We start from the raw sequence: 17,239 nt of genomic DNA, 5'->3' as shown, positions 1-17,239 counted from the left end.
CCCCCATCACGAACACTTTCGCGGCCGGCACGGTGCCGGCGGCGGTCATCATCATCGGGAAGGCGCGGCCGAACGCCTCTGCGCCTTCGATCACCGCCCGGTAGCCGGCCAGATTGGCCTGCGAGGACAGCACGTCCATCACCTGGGCGCGGGTGATGCGCGGCATCAGCTCCATCGCAAACGCGGACACGCCGGCATCGGCGATCGTCTTCAGCGCGGCCTCGTTGCCATAGGGATCCATGATCGCGATCACCAGCGCACCGCGCTTGTACTTCGACAGTTCGGAGGCCTCGGGCCGCTTCACCTTGATGATGATGTCGGCATCCTTGAGCGCGTCGGCGCTGACGGTGGCGCCCGCCGCGACAAGCTCCGAATCGGGCAGCCCCGACTTGACGCCCGCGCCGGGCTCAACCGCGACCTCGGCGCCGATCGCTTTGAACTTCTTGATGGTATCGGGCGAAACCGCAACCCGCGGCTCGGACGCATCGATTTCCTTGGCAACGGCGATCTTCATGGGCCCTCCGGCGGCGCGAGCGGCGCACGCGTCTTCAAACTAGCGTTATTTTCGCCAGATTGGATACCCGGTTTTTCCATCCGGGTTTCGACAGGAATTCCGGCACCGCCGCGGGACGGCGATGCCGCTAGCCGATCAGGGATCAGACCAGGAAATAGGCCATCAGAGCGAGGAGGATGGCGACGCTGATGGTGCCGTATTTGACCAGCATAATAAACCCTTCATAGGTCTGCTCATGCGCCACGTAATCGTTGCCGTCGGCGGTCGTATAGGCCACTTCGCTATGGTCTGCCATCGCTGTCCCCAGTCAGAAATTCGCGTTCTGCGAGCCATTACCGCAAACAGGATGGCAGGGCAACGGCGTGGTCCCGATCGGGCGATTTGAACCGCAAATCGTCCCCGATTCACCCCTCGAGCGACGGCCCTGCGGCCGCCCCTCGAGCAGGATTGATCTCCCAAACGCGGGCGTCACGGGACGATCATGCCGCGAGGTGCAAAAAACGCTGCGCGAATCTGACCCGAGCCAGCCGGCAGGCCGATGGTCGTCAGCCCATCGTCTCCAGTTCGTCGATCATGCCAGCGATGACGGACAGGCCGCCGTCCCAGAATTTCGGGTCCTTGGCGTCGAGCCCGAACGGCCGCAGCAGCTCGGAGTAATGCTTGGTGCCGCCGGCGGCGAGCATGTCGAGATAGCGCTCGGCGAAACCTTCGGATGCGTGCTCGTAGACCGCATAGAGCGAGTTCACCAGGCAATCGCCGAACGCATAGGCGTAGACGTAGAACGGCGAGTGGATGAAGTGCGGGATGTACATCCAGAACGTCTCGTAGCCCGGCTTGATCTCGATCGCCGGCCCGAGGCTCTCGCCCTGCACGCTGAGCCACAGCTCGCCGATCCGCGCGGCGGTGAGCTCGCCATTCTTGCGCTCGGTATGAACCGCACGCTCGAATGAATAGAACGCGATCTGCCGCACCACGGTGTTGATCATGTCCTCGACCTTGCCCGCGAGCAGCGCCTGGCGCTGCTTGGCGTTCCTGGTCTGCGACAACAGCCGCTTGAAGGTCAGCATCTCGCCGAACACGCTCGCGGTCTCCGCCAGCGTCAACGGCGTCGGCGCCATCAGCGCGCCGTTCTTCGCCGCCAGCACCTGATGGACGCCATGGCCGAGCTCATGCGCCAGCGTCATCACGTCGCGCGGCTTGCCCTGATAATTCATCAGCACATAGGGATGCGCCGACGGCGTGGTCGGATGCGAGAACGCACCGGGCGCCTTGCCGGGACGGACCGGCGCATCGATCCAGCGATCGCTGAAGAAGCGCTCCGCGATCTCGGCCATCTTGGGCGAGAAGCCGTTATAGGCCGACAGCACCATGTTGCGCGCCTCCGGCCAGGCGATCGTGCTGGTCGCCGCGAACGGCAGCGGCGCGTTGCGGTCCCAGTGCGGCAGCTTCTTCTTTTTGAACCAGCCGGCCTTCAACGCGTAGTAGCGGTGCGACAGCTTCGGATACGCCGCGCGCACCGAGGCGACCAGCGCATCGACCACCTCGCGCTCGACGCGGTTGTTGAGATGGCGGGAATCCGCGACATCCTGGAAGCCGCGCCAGCGGTCGGAGATTTCCTTGTCCTTGGCCAGCGTGTTGGTGATCAGCGCGAAGGTGCGCTTATTGTCCTTGAAGGTCTTGGCCAGCGCCTGCGCCGCCGACTTGCGCTTGTCGCCGGCCTTGTCCTGCAACAGGTTCAGCGTCGGCTCGATCGCGAGCTCCTTGCCCGCGACCTTGAAACGCAGGCCGGAGATGGTCTGGTCGAACAGCCGGTTCCAGGCCGCGTAGCCGCTCTGCGCCTTTTCGTGGAAGAGCTGCTCGACGCGATCCTCGAGCTGGTACGGCTTGTCCATGCGCAGATCCTCGATCCACGGCCGGTAGTGGCCGAGCGTGGGTTCGGCCATCGCGCGCTCGATCACATCATCGTCAACCCGATTGAGCTCGAGCGAGAAGAACAGGAGATGCACCGATGCGGCGGTCAGCCGCTCCGACACGTCGCCATAGAACTTCGAGATCGCGGGATCGACACTGTCGCCGGCATGGACCAGGCCGGCATAAGAGCCGAGACGGCCAGCCAGATCGTCGATCGCCTCATAGCGCCTGATCGCCCCGGCCAGCCACTTTCCGCCGCCTTCCTTGCCGGTATTTTCGGCAAGCTTGCCCTTGTAGTCGGTCTCAAACGCGACGCAATCTGCATCCATTTTCTGCAAATCGCGTGCGACTTCCGGCGCGTCGATACCGGAGTAGAGATCTGCCAGATTCCATTCCGGAAGCTTGCCGGTCTTGCCGGCTGCCTGTTTCGCCGCCGGGCTGGCTGCGGCCGGTTTGCGTTGCGCGGCCGTCTTGCGCAGCGCGGCTTCCTTGCGGAGCGCGGCCTTGCTGGGAGCAGACTTGCTGAGAGCAGGCTTGCCGGAAGCAGACTTGGGGGAGGCAGTTTTGGAGCGCGAGGTCATCTTGTTCGTAACCTTACTTCAGTCGGAAAGATGTCGGCGGCGGCGGAATGAAAGCGGGTTTGCAAGGTTTAAGAGTGCGTTAATCGGCATCGGCGACATTGCCCCGATTCGAGACAGATAAACGTAGCGTGCGGGGAAAACCATGGCTGCCACCATTTTGATCGCCGATGATGACGCCGTACAGCGTCGTTTGGTTGAAAACATGGTGCAGAAGTGCGGCTATGAGCCCCTTGTCGTGGACAGTGGCGACGCGGCGATAGCGGCCCTGACCGCATCCGAGACGCAGGCGATCGATGCCGTCGTGCTCGACCTCGTGATGCCGGGCCTCGACGGTCTCGGAGTCCTCGCAAAAATTCGTGAAGCTGGTTTGAACGTCCCGGTCATCGTGCAGACCGCGCATGGCGGCATCGACAATGTGGTGTCGGCGATGCGCGCCGGTGCCCAGGATTTCGTCGTCAAGCCGGTCGGCTTCGAACGGCTGCAGGTCTGCCTGCGCAACGCCCTCAACGCATCGGCGCTGAAGGGCGAATTGCAGCGCATCCGCCACAGCCGCGAGGGCCGGCTGACCTTCTCCGACATCATCACCCGCAGCGAGGCGATGGCCGGCGTGCTGCGCACGGCACAGAAGGCCGCATCCTCGACCATCCCGGTGCTGATCGAGGGCGAGTCCGGCGTCGGCAAGGAACTGTTCGCGCGCGCCATCCACGGCAGCAGCGAGCGCAAGGCCAAGCCGTTCGTCGCGGTGAACTGCGGCGCGATTCCAGACAATCTCGTCGAATCGATCCTGTTCGGCCATGAGAAGGGCGCCTTCACCGGCGCCACCGAGCGTCATCAGGGCAAGTTCGTCGAGGCCCATGGCGGCACGCTGTTCCTCGACGAGGTCGGCGAATTGCCGCTGGCCACACAGGTGAAACTGCTGCGCGCGCTGCAGGAAGGTACCGTCGAGGCGGTCGGCGGCCGCAAGCCGGTCAAGGTCGATGTCCGCATCATCTCGGCGACCAACCGCAAGCTGCTCGATCTCGTGAAGGCCGGCCAGTTCCGCGAGGACCTGTTCTATCGTCTGCACGTGCTGCCGCTGACCATTCCGGCGTTGCGGCAGCGGCGCGAAGACATCCCGCATCTGCTGCGACATTTCCTGGCGCGGTTCTGCGCCGAGGAGAACCGCAACATCACCGGAATCAGCGGCGATGCGATGGCGCATCTGGCGCAGCTCGATTGGCCGGGCAACATCCGCCAGCTCGAGAACACGGTGTATCGCGCCGTGGTGATGAGCGACGGCGACCAGCTCGGGCTCGCCGACTTCCCGCAAGGAACGGCGCATCCGGTGCCGGAAGCCAAAATGCTCCAGGGCGAGCCGCTGGTAGTGTCGCCGTCCACTGCGCCCGCCATGATCTCCGGTAATGAAATACCGGTAACCATCCCCTTGGCGACAGCGGGCGGCCTCTCGATACTCAATGCCGCGGGCGAGGTGCGTCCGCTAGAAGATCTCGAGAACGAGATCATCCGGTTCGCGATTTCGCATTATCGCGGACAGATGTCGGAGGTCGCGCGTCGCCTCAAGATCGGCCGCTCGACCCTCTACCGCAAGCTCGACGAAGCCGCGGCCGGCACGCGCACAAGCGACGCCACCTAAACCTGACGCCCACAGGGCCATACCAGGGAACCTATTGAACCGTGTCCCGTCGGTGACAGACAAAGACTGTGCCGCGTGGCAAAAACGCACGGCCCGAGCAAAATCAGCTGCTTCGAGGTCAGTTTGTCGTGAGTTGCCCCGCAAGGCGCTGGCTGCACAAGAGGGGCAAATGTATCGTCTGCGTTAATTGCGTGCAGGCATACGAGTCGTTTGAGAAGCCGGCGCTTCCGCGCAAGCTATGAAACCGAATAACGATTTGAACTGTTCCAGAATCTGAGGGGCAGTTCCACCCAGGGGGTGCGAAAATGCGTGACTGTTCGAACAACCGTCGAGGATTTGACCGCGTACTGATGGCCGTCGCGGCGACCTTCCTCACGGTGTCCGCGAGCTCGGCCCTCGCGCAGGACACGCCTCGCTCCAGCGCCTCGGAACTGGCGATCGACGCCGCGATCCCGCGCCCCGAACCGGCCAATGTGCCGCCGCCCACCGCAAGCGATTTCAAGGCCGACACCACCGCCGCGCTGCCCGACGCAGCCAAGCCGGCGGACGTGAAGCCCGCCGAGGTGCAGGCCACCGAAGCCAAGCCCGTCGATGCCAAGCCTGTCGATGCAAAGCCGGGAGAACCGAGCGCGACCGCCAAGGCCGTCGAGCCGAAGCCCGCCGATGCACCGAAGACCGATACCGCGGTCGCGCCGGCTGCACCCGCCCCTGCAACCGCAACGGCGCCCGCCGCAACTCCAGCGCCCGCGACGGCGGCAGCTCCCGCGACCGAACCCGCGAAGGCTGCGAGCAACGTTGCCGCCGAGGATCAGCCGGTCGCCGACAAGCTGCGCGAGTTGCTCGCCAGTAAGTCGCTGCGCACCTTCGATCGCAAGAACGAGCGCGCCGCGGCCGAGAAGTTCTATTCGGCCCGCGAATACGCACCCATCTTCACCAAGGCCGGCAGGCTGACCGATGCCGGCAAGGGCGTCATCGCCCGCCTGAAGGATGCGGCCGCCGACGGCCTCGATGCCGCCGACTATCCGGTGCCGGATTTCACTGCTGCGACGACACCCGATACGCTGGCCGACGCCGAGCTGAAGCTCGCGGCCAGCATGCTGGACTATGCGCGCCAGGCCCAGAGCGGCCGCATGCACTGGTCGCAGGTGTCGGCGGACATCCTCTATCCGGAGCATCCGATCGATCCGGCCGAAGTGTTCGCGAATGTGACCTCGGCCAAGGACGCCTCCGCCGCGCTCGACGGCTATAACCCGCCGCAGAAGCTCTACAAGGAGCTCAAGAAGAAGCTCGCCGAGCTGCGTGGCCAGGGCGACGGCCCGGTGATCACGATCGCCGACGGCCCGGCGCTGAAATACGTTCCCGCGCGCAAGAAGCAGGCCGCGGTCGAGATGGACGATCCTCGCGTGCCGGACCTGCGCAACAAGCTCGGCATCACCGAGGATGCCGACAGCACCAAGTATGACGCGACGGTGGCGCGGGCCGTGGAGAAATTCCAGAGCAGCGTCGACCTCAAGGCGACCGGCGTGCTCGACGAGCGCACGGTGAAGGCGCTGAACAATCCGAAGCGCGACCGTCAGATCGACACCGTGCTCGTCAACATGGAGCGCTGGCGCTGGCTGCCGCGCCAGCTCGGCGCTGCCAATGTCGGCAATGCCTATGTGATCCTCAACATCCCCGACTATACGCTGAAGGTGATGCAGAACGGCGCGCAGGTCTGGACCACGCGCGTCGTCACCGGCAAGCCCGGCCAGCACGCCACGCCGCTGCTGACCGAGACGATGAAGTACATCACGGTCAATCCGACCTGGAACGTGCCGCCGTCGATCATCTACAACGAGTATCTGCCGGCCCTGCAGCAGGATCCGACGGTGCTGCAGCGCATGGGCCTCAAGCTCGAGCGCAACCGCGACGGCTCGATCCACGTCTCGCAGCCGCCCGGTGAAGCCAACGCGCTCGGCCGCATCCGCTTCAACTTCCCGAACAAGTTCCTGGTCTATCAGCACGACACCCCGGACAAGTATCTGTTCGCGAAGGATGAGCGCGCCTTCAGCCACGGCTGCATGCGCGTGCAGAATCCGGATCAGTACGCGTCCGTACTGCTCAACATCACCGAGCCGAACCAGCACTACACGCCGGAGCGGATCCGCAGCATGTACGGCTCGAGCGAAGTCGATCTGAAATTCCCGACGCCGATCCCTGTCAACATCACCTACCAGACCGCGTTCGTGGACGACGCCGGCAAGCTGCAAATCCGCAGGGACATCTACGGCCGCGACGCCGCCATGCTGTCGCTGCTCAGGAACAGCCGCGGCAAGGATCTCGAAACGGTGGTGGCGCACGCCCAGCCGAGCTACGCGCGGCCGCCGAGCAGCAGCCTGCCGCCTGGCGTCAACGTGGCCGGCGACAACAGCGGCTTTGGCTCCTCCGGACCGAACTTCTTCGAGCGCTTGTTCGGTGGATTCGGCCAGCCGGAGCCGCAGCCGGTCCGCCGCGGCCAGGCTCAGCAGCAGCGCCGGGTGATCACCCGATAATCTGCCCCTCGGCCCGATTGGCATAAATTTTGAAGCAAAATCAACGATCTCGCTCAAAAAGCGAGATCGTTTACGTTAACCATTTCCCATCGGGTCCGGGGAACAGGGCTATCTTTTGCCACACTCCCCCAGTTAGTTAAGCCCAACTTGGGGGCGGGTCGGTAAACCTCGGTTAACCCTCCCGCTTTAAGAAAGCGTTCACCGTCTTCCGCAGGGGGTCTGCGAGGATGCCGACCGAACGCTCGTCGACTGGGTGGGCTCATAGTGCTGGCTGTTTTCGCACGCCGCTACAAACCGCTGTCGCTGCCTAAGGCCGGATACCACGTCGGCCTGACCGCGCTATTGCTGTTGGCGGGCGCCGGCTCGGTGCACGATGCGACGGCGCTGAACCAGACCCGCACCCTGTCCTTCCATCACACCCATTCCGGCGAAGACCTCACCATCACCTTCAAGCGCGATGGCCGCTACGATGAAGCCGCGCTGAAGCAGCTCAATCACTTCCTGCGCGACTGGCGTTCCCAGGACGAGACGGTGATGGACCGTCATTTGTTCGACATCCTCTGGGAAGTCTACAGCGACGTCGGCGGCAAGCAGCCGATCCAGATCATCTCCGCCTATCGCGCCCCTGCCACCAATGCCATGCTCCGCCGCCGCTCCTCGGGCGTTGCGCGCCACAGCCAGCACATGCTGGGGCATGCGATGGACTTCTTCATTCCGGGCGTGCCGCTGGAGCAGATCCGCTTCGCCGGCCTGCGCCTCCAGCGCGGCGGCGTCGGCTTCTATCCGACCTCGGGCTCGCCGTTCGTGCATCTCGACACCGGCGGCATTCGCCACTGGCCGCGGATGACCCGCGAGCAACTGGTCCGGGTGTTCCCCGACGGCCGCACCGTCCATGTGCCGACCGACGGCACGCCGCTGAAGGGCTATGAACTCGCCAAGGCCGACATCGAACGCCGCGGCAATGGCGACGATGCTGCTGTTATCAGCAAGCCGACCCTGTTCGCGAAGCTGTTCGGGGCCGGCAAGTCGGGTGACGACGAAGACGAAGGCGCGGCTGCCGTGAACGACAAGCCCGCTGCCACGATGGTTGCGGCCGCTGCCCCTGCCAAATCTTCAGATACCAGATCCGCCGATCCCGTTCCGCTGCCGCGCGCCAAGCCGCAGCAGTTCGCCGCCGCCGTCCAGCTCGCCGCCGCCGACGCGCAGCTCGTCCCGATGCCGAAGGCGAAGCCGGCGGTGCAGGTGGTGCAGACGGCCGAGAACACCGCGCCGCAATCGCCCGCCGACATCATCAATGCCCGCGGTTTCTGGGGTGACGAGTCCGCCGCGCCGAAGCAGGCATCGGCCGCGCAGATCGCCGCGCTGAAGGCGCGCGAGGCGGTCGGCGGCTCCGATCCGCAGACCACCGCCAGCACGACCGAGAACTTCAACAAGGCGCTCGCTTATGCGCCGGCTGCGTCGTCGCCGGTGGATCGTGCCAATATCGTCGCGGCGACCGCGCCGATCCCGCGCAACGTGCGCCCGACGCGCAATGCGGCGGCGCCGGCCACCGAAATCAACACCGTCGTTGCAAAGGGCACACCTAGCCAGGGCGTGATCGCGACATCGGCGCGGATCTCGGCCGCCAAGGGCAACGACATCTGGATGCGCGTCGTGATGCTGGCGCCGAGCGCGAGCAGCGGCATGCTGACCACGGTGCTGGGCGACACCGACATGAACATGATGCGGGCCCACTTCGTGAAGCCGCAGGCCGCCGTCGCCATGACCTTCTCGGAAGATCCGATGATGGGCATGACCTGCGACCACTTCTCGGGCTCGGCGACCGCCCTCCTGACGACCCAGTCCTTCGTGCTGCGCACCGCCTCGCTGCGCTAGGCTTCTGCCGACAAGATCACTTCATCAGCCGTTCAGGCCGGCAGCCCTGCCTTGAGCAGGCCGGCCTCATAGCGCGCCCGGTCGGGCGCGCGCTTGTAGTGCTGGGTTGCCAGGTGAGCGGCGACCGAGAAGGTCGGCTCGCGCTTCAGCACTTCGGTCGCATGGGCTGTGGCCGCCACCGCGTTACCCATCTGCGCCAACGTTGCGGCGAGGAAGGCGTGATGGGTGTGGTCGGGCCGCGTGATGCGCGAGAACGCCTCGGCCGCATCGGCGTACTTCTCGGCGCAATAGCAGGCGCGGCCGAGATGACTCCAGAATCGCTCCGGATGGAACGGATTGAGGCGCATCGCCCGCTTGATCCAGTCGATGCCCTCCTCCGGCCGCCCGAGCCAGGTCAGGAGCTCACCCTGCTGCACGACGACGAGGTCGTAGTTGGGATTGAGGGCGAGCGCGCGCTCCTGGTGGAAGGCCGCCTTGTCGTGGTCGTCACGGTTGAGGTTCAGCGCGGCGAGGATCCGGTGCACGTCGCTGTCATTGTCGTCGAGCTGGAGCGCGATCTCGAGCTCGGCCGCCACCTGCGCGAAGGTCGCGTCGCGGTCGTCGCACCAATTGTAGACCCAGGTCTGGCCGAGCACGCAGGCCCGCCAGGCGTGCGCATGGGCGTAGTTGGGATCGAGCACGATGGCCCGCTCGAGCAAACGCTGCGCCTCCGTATTGTCGTCGCGGGCCGAGCGGTGATGCAGCACCTTGGCGGCCAGCACGCACTCATAGGCCGCCATGTTGTCGGTCGGCTTGCGCTTGACGCGGTCATGGGCGGCGGCCTCGACACGGCCCGGCAAGGTCGACACGATCGCGCGCGTCATCTCGTCCTGGATCGCGAAGATGTCGGCGAGCTCGCGGTCGTAGCGTTCGGCCCAGACGTGCCGGTCGGCCTCGGCATCGATCAGCTGCACGGTGACGCGAATCCGGCCGCCCGCCTTGCGCACGCTGCCTTCCAGCACATAGTCGACCGCGAATTCCTTCGCGACGTCCTGCACCTTCACCGCCTTGCCCTTGTACACGAAGGTCGAATTGCGCGAGATAACGAGCAGATCGTGAAAGCGCGACAGCTCGGTGATGATGTCCTCGGTGAGGCCGTCGGCGAAGAATTCCTGCTCGGGATCGCCGCTCATATTGACGAGCGGCAGCACGGCGATCGAGGGCTTTTTGGCGACGACAGGGGCGGCCGCCGCGCTCGGATGGTCAGTAGTGGATCTGGCGCCCGATTCGAGATGGACGCGGAAAACCCGGATCGGGCGCGCAATGTTCTTGACGGTCTGGTCGCCGAGATCCTCGAAGCTCAGATCTTCCAGGCGATCGCCGACCTGATCGCGGACTGCGCCGGAAATGCAGATGCCACCGGGTTCGGCCAGCACCTCGAGGCGCGAGGCGACATTGACACCGTCGCCAAAGATGTCGGCGCCGTCGACGATCACATCGCCGAGATTGATGCCGATGCGAAACTGCATCCACCGCGCCGGCGCGACGTCCGTGTTGCGTTTGGCCATCCGGCGCTGGACCTCGGCCGCGCACAGCACCGCATCGACGACGCTGTGGAATTCGACCAGCAGGCCGTCGCCGGTGGTCTTGATGATGCGGCCGCGATTTTTGCTGATGGCCGGATCGATCAGTTCGATCCGATGGGTCTTGAGGCGCGCAAGGGTGCCCGTCTCGTCAGCCTCCATCAGGCGGCTAAAGCCGACCATGTCGGCGGCGAGGACCGCAGCGAGCCGACGCTCTGGTCCTGGCACGTCCATCTGAACGCTCTGCCCGGTTACCTCACCGGCAGTGTAGCAAATCCCGGGATTTCACCCAAGCCTCGCCGAGAGGATTGGGCGAGTTACCTCGGGCGGGCGCCTTGGCGACGCCAGACCGGCCCGCCTGCCGCCTCAGAGCATCCCGAGCGCCTGCATGTAGGTCTCCAGGATGGTTTCCTGCTCCTGGCGCTCGTTGGCATCCTGCTTGCGCAGGCGCACGATGGTGCGCAGCGCCTTGACGTCGAAGCCGTTGCCCTTGGCCTCGGCATAGACGTCGCGGATATCGTCCGAGATGGTCTTCTTTTCCTCTTCCAGCCGCTCGATGCGCTCGATGATAGATTTGAGCTGGTCCTTGGCAAATCGCGTTGCGGGTTCATCCTGAACGGCGGCAGACGTAGTGGCCATCGCGTACTCCTGAAATGGCAATGAAATGTCGCGCGAATACGCGCCACGCGCACCGCTTGTTGCGGGCGACCCTCGATTTTGGAGCACGTCCCGTCAAGGAAACATCGCGCTCATCCACAGCGCGCCCACAGGAGATGCCGACGGCCACGGAACTGGCGTCACATAGATCGGGAATTAGTGCCCGCTTTGGGCCTTCTTCATCGCCGCGAGCTGCTCCGGCGTCGCGCCGCCCTGAAACTTCGCCTTCCACTCCTCATACGGCATGCCGTAGACCGCCTCGCGGCTCTCGTCCTTGCTCAGCGCAAGGCCCTTGGCGTCGGCCTCTTCCTTCATCCAGTTGGACAGGCAATTGCGGCAGAAGCCGGCGAGGTTCATCAGGTCGATGTTCTGCACATCGGTCCGGTTGCGCAGATGATCGACGAGGCGCCGGAACACCGCGGCCTCAAGTTCTGTTCTGGTTTTGTCGTCAATGCTCATGATCGTGATCCCGGTGTGATGCGCTCACCATATTGATATCAGGTGGGAATTGTCACAGATTTTGCCATATCGACACGCAATACGGACCTGTCCGGCCACACTAGCCACGGTCCCGCAGCGTGTGGGACGGGCGCCCGCCCGTTGACAGTGCCTGCCGGGCACGCGAAATCGACAATGATTTGATATAGCTTCGCCGCATGAGCCCAACAGATTCTCTCGCCTCAGCTCCCCGCATCACCCGCCTGATCCTGGCCGGCGTCCTGCCGGTGCTGGCACTTGTCGCGGCATGCCTGTGGACGAGCCCGGCGGCCGCCGATTTCCGGCTCTGCAACAACACCTCGAGCCGGGTCGGGATCGCGCTCGGCTACAAAGATGCCGAGGGCTGGACCACGGAGGGCTGGTGGAATGTGTCGTCGCGGACCTGCGAGACCCTGCTGCGCGGCAACCTTGTGGCGCGCTACTACTACATCTACGCTCTCGACTACGATCGCGGTGGCGAATGGTCCGGCCAGGCCTTCATGTGCTCGCGCGACAAGGAATTCACCATCAAGGGCACCGAGAATTGCCTGGCGCGGGGCTTTGACCGCACTGGCTTCTTCGAGGTCGACACCGGCGAGCAGCGTGCATGGACCGTCCAGCTGACCGAAGCCAACGAACAACAGCCGCAAAAAGTACCGGGAATGCCGGGCGGCGTGGCTCCGGGAAGCCCCGGGGCGATGCCGGGCCTGCCCAACCCGCCGCCGGGCGCAGCGCCTCCGGGCGCGTCTGGTCTGCCGCCAGCCGCACCACCCGGAAACAAACAATGAGACGACTGCGTCGAATCAAGATCCTCGCAACGCTCGGCCCGGTCTCCTCAGACAGCGCGATGATCCGCAGGCTGTTCGAGGCGGGTGCCGACGTGTTCCGCATCAACATGAGCCATACCCCGCACGACAAGATGCGGGAGCTGGTCAAGACCATCCGCAATGTCGAATCGAGCTACGGCCGGCCGATCGGCATCCTGGTCGACCTGCAAGGGCCGAAGCTGCGGGTCGGCGCCTTCGCGGAAGGGTCGACCCAGCTCAAGAACGGCCAGAGCTTCATTCTGGATTCCGACAAGACGCCGGGCGACAACAGCCGCGTCCAGCTTCCGCATCCGGAGATCCTCGCAGCACTCCGGCCCGGCCACGCGCTGTTGCTCGACGACGGCAAGGTGCGGCTGATCGCCGAGGAAACCTCGCCCGACCGCGCGGTCACGCGCGTCGTGATCGGCGGCAAGATGTCGGACCGCAAGGGCGTCAGCCTGCCCGACACCGACCTGCCGGTCTCCGCGATGACCCCGAAGGACCGTGCGGATCTGGAAGCCGCGCTGCCGGAAGGGATCGACTGGGTTGCGCTGTCCTTCGTGCAGCGTGCCGAGGACGTGATCGAGGCCAAGAAGATGATCCGCGGTCGTGCCGCAGTGATGGCCAAGATCGAGAAGCCGCAGGCGATCGACCGCCTCGCCGACATCATCGAGGTGGCGGATGCGCTGATGGTGGCGCGCGGCGATCTCGGCGTCGAGCTGCCGCTGGAGCGGGTGCCGAGCCTGCAGAAGCAGATGATCCGGATGGCGCGGCGCGCCGGCAGGCCGGTGGTGGTCGCGACCCAGATGCTGGAATCGATGATCCAGGCGCCGGTGCCGACGCGCGCCGAGGTCTCCGACGTCGCTACCGCCGTCTATGAGGGCGCCGACGCCATCATGCTGTCGGCGGAGTCCGCCGCCGGCAAATTCCCGGTCGAAGCGGTCTCGACCATGAACCGCATCGGCGAGGAGGTGGAGCGCGATCCGACCTATCGCAGCGTGCTCAACGCACAGCGCGTCGATCCCGAGGCGACGGTGGGCGATGCCATTGCCGACGCCGCGCGGCAGATCGCCGAAACGCTCGATCTGTCGGCGATCATCTGCTGGACGTCGTCAGGCTCGACCGCGATCCGCGTGGCGCGCGAGCGGCCCAAGGTGCCGGTGGTCGCGATCACGCCGAACCTCGTCACCGGCCGCAAACTGTCGGTGGTGTGGGGCGTGCATTGCGTGGTCGCCGAGGACGCGCACGATCTCGACGACATGGTTGAACGCGCCGGCTCGATTGCATTCCGGGACGGTTTTGCCAAGGCCGGCCAGCGCGTCATCATCGTCGCTGGCGTGCCGCTCCGCGCGCCCGGCACCACCAACATGTTGCGCATCGCCTCGGTCGGACCGAACGGCGACGCGCAGCTGTAGATTCTCGTTTTGACGCGTTTTCGTCACGCGAACCGGTGCCGGCTTCGCTCGAAAACGCTCTAACCCGCCGCGCCGGGCCACGCATCAGCGTGGCCCCAGGCTGCGCTCCAGACCATCAGCCCTGCAACGCCGCGTCGAGCGTGATCTTGGTGTTGAGCAGCTTCGACACCGGACATCCGGCCTTGGCCTTGCCCGCCAATTCCTGGAACGTTGCGTTATCGGCGCCCGGGATCTTCGCCGATAGCGTCAGGTGCACGGCGGTGATGGCAAAGCCGTCGGCGACCTTCTCGAGGGTCACGTCGGCCTTGGTCTCCATGTACTCGGCCGTGAGCTTGGCCTCGCCCAGGATCAACGACAGCGCCATCGTGAAGCAGGCGGCATGCGCCGCGCCGATCAGCTCTTCGGGGTTTGAGCCCGGCTTGCCCTCGAAGCGGCTGGCGAAGCCGTAGGGGTAATCCGCGAGCGCGCCACTCTTGGTCGAGATCGCGCCCTTGCCGTCCTTGATGCCGCCCTGCCATTTGGCCGAGCCATGGGTGGTCGTCATGTGTTGCTCCTTGAGATGGGTTGAAACCCAGCCTCAACCTACAACGCCAATGCGACGGAAGTGTTCGCCGCGCAGCCGCGATCTCAGGCCCCGACCAGCGCCTTTGCCGGGGTCGTCGCCTGCACCACAAGGCCACGGGCGCGTGCATCCATCACGCCGACCGCACGCAGCGCGAGCAGCGTCACGGTCTGCACCGCATCGCGCAGCTTGATCGGATCGTCGAGATTGGACGGCGCCAGCGGGCCGACCAGCGCTTCGTGCAGCGCGCCGAGCAAGGCGGTGGCGGCCAGCCCCGTGTCCTGCGCCGGCAGATGTCCGGCGCGTACGGCCGCGTCGATGCGCATGGCAAGCTCGCCGGAAATATCGCGGCGGCTGGCGAGGCGCGAGGCGGTGACGTCGACATCGACCGGCTCGGCCAGGATGCCCCAGGCCAGCTTGCGCTGCGACAGCACGTGGACCGCAATCGTCGTCACCGCGGCGGCCAGCGCCGATGACGGTCCGGGCGCGGCCTCTGCGGCGCGCCGGATCGCGGACAATTCGTCACGCGAGACTTCGGTGATCAATTCCGAGATCAGCTCGGCCTTCGACGGGAAATAGCGATAAACGGTGCCGGCCGCGACATTGGCCCGCACCGCGACCGGTGCAATCTGGACCGCGGCCATGCCGCCCGCCGCCGCCGCGTCGCGCGCAGCCGACAGGATGGCGCTGCGCCGGGCAGCCAGCCGTTTCACAACCTGATGAGTTCGCCGGTAGACCATGGCGTTCCGCCCCCCACCGTGTGCCCCGGCCGGCGCCCACCGGCAGAACACACGCGTCTTCAATGTTTTGAACGATTGATCCCGCAACCGTTTGAAGAAGTGAACAACTATTCAGACTGAATGACAAGCTGGAATTGTAAGGATTTTGCGACGGCCGCACGCCACCTCCGATTGAACCGGCTGCCCTCCGGCCGACGGAAGCGCCAGATGCCAACAGCACACAGGTCCGGATCGGGCTTCCGATGGTAAATCGCGCGCCAAGATGATTGCTCGAAATCGAGACATCCGATCTCGCGCGGACCCACGACATCGCGGCGGCATTTACCCGAATTTATCGGAAGCCGTGGTCGAGTGCGCCCAACGCCACGTGTGGCGTTGCCTCGATGTCCCCGGCCGAGCCAAGAAAGCGCATGTCACTCTCCATCACCAGCAGCGTGAGCAGCCGTAGCGCGGTGCGAGGACTGCTGCCGCTGTGCGCCGCCGTGGGCGCCTATCTGTTCTATCTCTCCGCCGGTGAAATCCTGCTGCGCGATTCCGACACGGAGTGGCAGATCAAGGTCGGACAGTGGATCCTCGAACATGGCGCAATGCCGACATCAGACGTGTTCTCGTTCACCCGTTTCGGCGAGCCCTGGATCTCGAGCTCGTGGCTGTCGCAGGTGGCGTACGCCCTCGTGTACGGCGGCGATTGGGCCGGGCCGGTGATCCTGACGTCGATCGCGATCGGCGCGTCGGTCGCGATCTTCCTGCATCTGTTGAGCCCATATTTCGATCCGGCGCGTGCGCTCCTGATCGCGGCGCTGGCGCTGCTGCTGTCGACGATCCACTTCTTCGCGCGGCCGCATGTGCTCGCGCTGCCGGTGCTGCTGGCGTTCATCGGCGGCCTGATGTCGGCCGCGGATCGCCGCACCCATCCGTCATGGTGGCTGCTGCCGCTGATGGCGTTGTGGGCCAATCTGCATGGCGGCTTCGTGCTCGGCCTGGCGCTGATCGGGCCGATCGGACTGGAGGCGGTGTGGAGCGCGGAGCCGAGCCGCCGCCGTCAACTCATCGTGCGATGGGGACTGTTCGGCGTCGCCGCGCTGGCCGCGAGCTGCGTGACGCCCTATGGCTGGAATAGCCTGCTGGGTGCGACCAAGATCCTCAGCCTCGGCAAGCTGCTGTCGATGATCGGCGAATGGCTGCCCGCGGATTTCACCAAGCCCAGCTTCTTCGAAGCCACGCTGCTCGGCCTGATCGGCGTCATCTGCTATCGCGGGCTGACCCTGTCGGTGCCGCGGATCCTGTTGCTGCTCGGGCTGATCTGGATGGCGCTGAGCCATATCCGCAACATCGAGGTGTTCGCGTTCATCGCGCCGCTCGTGCTCGCCAAGCCGATCGCCGAACAATGGGGAATGGCAGGCGTCCGCGCCGCCCGCTTCGAGGAAGGACGCGCCGTCCCCGTCGTCACGATCCTGGCTACTATCGCGATGGTGATCGGAGCGTGGGTGACGACGACGATGTTCGTCGCGCAGCACGAGTTCAAATTCCTGCCGGTGTTCTCGCCCGTTGCCGCGGTCGACGTCCTGCAGCAACACAAGGCGCAGCGCGTGTTCAGCACCGCGCCGTTCGGCGGCTACATGGTGAGCCGCGACATGAAGGTGTTCATCGACGGCCGCGCCGAGCTTTATGGCGAGCAGTTCGTGCTCGACTATTACGCCGCGCTCGATGCCCGCGACGTCGGCCAGCTGCTGGACCTGCTCGACAAATACCGGATCGACGCCACGCTGCTGAGCTCGGACTCTCCGGCCGGAAACGCGCTGGACCACCTCAAGGGCTGGAAGCGGCTCTATAGAGACGACATCGCCGTCATCCATGTGCGATCGGACGAGAAGGCCGGCGTGGTGCCGGCGGCAGAAGGTTCGAACTAGCCTACGCCATTGCTTCGTCAAGAATCGCGTGCCGCTTATCGCGTCATCCTCGCGCAAAGGCTTCG

14 protein-coding genes are annotated in these 17,239 nt (G+C 65.2%); 6 read left to right on the top strand and 8 right to left on the bottom strand.

The features are described from left to right. The 3 genes from H8B02_RS20530 to H8B02_RS20520 form a co-directional block, all read right to left on the bottom strand. A partial coding sequence (locus H8B02_RS20530; protein ID WP_512699912.1) for a Rossmann-fold NAD(P)-binding domain-containing protein occupies nucleotides 1-514 on the bottom strand: 514 nt, incomplete at its 3' end. Between the two features lie 142 nt (nucleotides 515-656). Continuing rightward, entirely contained in the window at nucleotides 657-809 is a 153-nt protein-coding gene (locus H8B02_RS20525; RefSeq protein ID WP_229167891.1) for an aa3-type cytochrome c oxidase subunit IV, read from the bottom strand. Between the two features lie 250 nt (nucleotides 810-1,059). Next, entirely contained in the window at nucleotides 1,060-3,006 is a 1,947-nt protein-coding gene (locus H8B02_RS20520) for a M3 family oligoendopeptidase (protein ID WP_229167890.1), read from the bottom strand. Between the two features lie 142 nt (nucleotides 3,007-3,148). Here H8B02_RS20520 and H8B02_RS20515 point away from each other — a divergent pair, with 142 nt between their 5' ends. The 3 genes from H8B02_RS20515 to H8B02_RS20505 all read left to right on the top strand — a co-directional run bounded on the left by H8B02_RS20515 (nucleotide 3,149) and on the right by H8B02_RS20505 (nucleotide 9,045). Then, nucleotides 3,149-4,639 carry a sigma-54-dependent transcriptional regulator gene (locus tag H8B02_RS20515; protein WP_229167889.1) on the top strand — a complete coding sequence of 497 codons (1,491 nt, stop codon included), beginning with the start codon at nucleotides 3,149-3,151 and terminating at the stop codon, nucleotides 4,637-4,639. A gap of 305 nt (nucleotides 4,640-4,944) precedes the next feature. Beyond that, nucleotides 4,945-7,170 (top strand): L,D-transpeptidase scaffold domain-containing protein, encoded by a 2,226-nt coding sequence (locus tag H8B02_RS20510; RefSeq protein ID WP_229167888.1) that lies wholly within the window; start codon nucleotides 4,945-4,947, stop codon nucleotides 7,168-7,170. 264 nt (nucleotides 7,171-7,434) lie between these two features. After that, nucleotides 7,435-9,045 (top strand): peptidoglycan L,D-endopeptidase MepK, encoded by a 1,611-nt coding sequence (locus tag H8B02_RS20505; protein ID WP_229167887.1) that lies wholly within the window; start codon nucleotides 7,435-7,437, stop codon nucleotides 9,043-9,045. A gap of 32 nt (nucleotides 9,046-9,077) precedes the next feature. Here H8B02_RS20505 and H8B02_RS20500 read toward each other — a convergent pair whose 3' ends face one another. From H8B02_RS20500 to H8B02_RS20490, 3 genes are all read right to left on the bottom strand, one after another. Continuing rightward, the gene (locus tag H8B02_RS20500; protein WP_229167886.1) at nucleotides 9,078-10,841 is read right to left on the bottom strand and encodes an adenylate/guanylate cyclase domain-containing protein; all 1,764 of its coding nucleotides are present in this window, start codon (nucleotides 10,839-10,841) and stop codon (nucleotides 9,078-9,080) included. A 132-nt stretch (nucleotides 10,842-10,973) separates the two neighbouring features. Beyond that, a complete protein-coding gene (locus H8B02_RS20495; RefSeq protein ID WP_029085502.1) occupies nucleotides 10,974-11,246 on the bottom strand; it encodes a DUF2312 domain-containing protein in 273 nt (90 codons plus the stop codon). A gap of 174 nt (nucleotides 11,247-11,420) precedes the next feature. After that, nucleotides 11,421-11,723, bottom strand: coding sequence for a DUF1244 domain-containing protein (locus H8B02_RS20490; protein ID WP_229167885.1), 303 nt, complete (start codon nucleotides 11,721-11,723; stop codon nucleotides 11,421-11,423). A 197-nt stretch (nucleotides 11,724-11,920) separates the two neighbouring features. Between H8B02_RS20490 and H8B02_RS20485 the strand changes: the two genes are divergently transcribed. Further along, a complete protein-coding gene (locus H8B02_RS20485; protein WP_229167884.1) occupies nucleotides 11,921-12,529 on the top strand; it encodes a DUF1036 domain-containing protein in 609 nt (202 codons plus the stop codon). Then, complete coding sequence (gene pyk, locus H8B02_RS20480) at nucleotides 12,526-13,962, top strand: pyruvate kinase (RefSeq protein ID WP_229167883.1); 1,437 nt, start codon at nucleotides 12,526-12,528, stop codon at nucleotides 13,960-13,962. The genes H8B02_RS20485 and pyk overlap by 4 nt, the downstream gene beginning before the upstream one ends. 115 nt (nucleotides 13,963-14,077) lie before the next feature. Here the strand turns inward: pyk and H8B02_RS20475 are convergent, their stop codons facing one another. Continuing rightward, entirely contained in the window at nucleotides 14,078-14,506 is a 429-nt protein-coding gene (locus tag H8B02_RS20475; protein ID WP_229167882.1) for an OsmC family protein, read from the bottom strand. Nucleotides 14,507-14,589: 83 nt separating this feature from the next. After that, nucleotides 14,590-15,264, bottom strand: a complete 675-nt coding sequence (locus H8B02_RS20470) for a TetR/AcrR family transcriptional regulator (RefSeq protein ID WP_229167881.1) — start codon at nucleotides 15,262-15,264, stop codon at nucleotides 14,590-14,592. 410 nt (nucleotides 15,265-15,674) lie between these two features. Here H8B02_RS20470 and H8B02_RS20465 point away from each other — a divergent pair, with 410 nt between their 5' ends. Next, on the top strand, nucleotides 15,675-17,174 hold the full coding sequence (locus tag H8B02_RS20465) for a hypothetical protein (RefSeq protein WP_229167880.1): 1,500 nt from the start codon (nucleotides 15,675-15,677) through the stop codon (nucleotides 17,172-17,174). Nucleotides 17,175-17,239: the final 65 nt, after the last annotated feature.

Source organism: Bradyrhizobium altum, from assembly GCF_020889705.1.
GTDB classification, from domain to species: domain Bacteria; phylum Pseudomonadota; class Alphaproteobacteria; order Rhizobiales; family Xanthobacteraceae; genus Bradyrhizobium; species Bradyrhizobium altum.
Note: the sequence above shows the minus strand (reverse complement) of the source record. Positions and strands in the feature narration are given on the sequence as shown.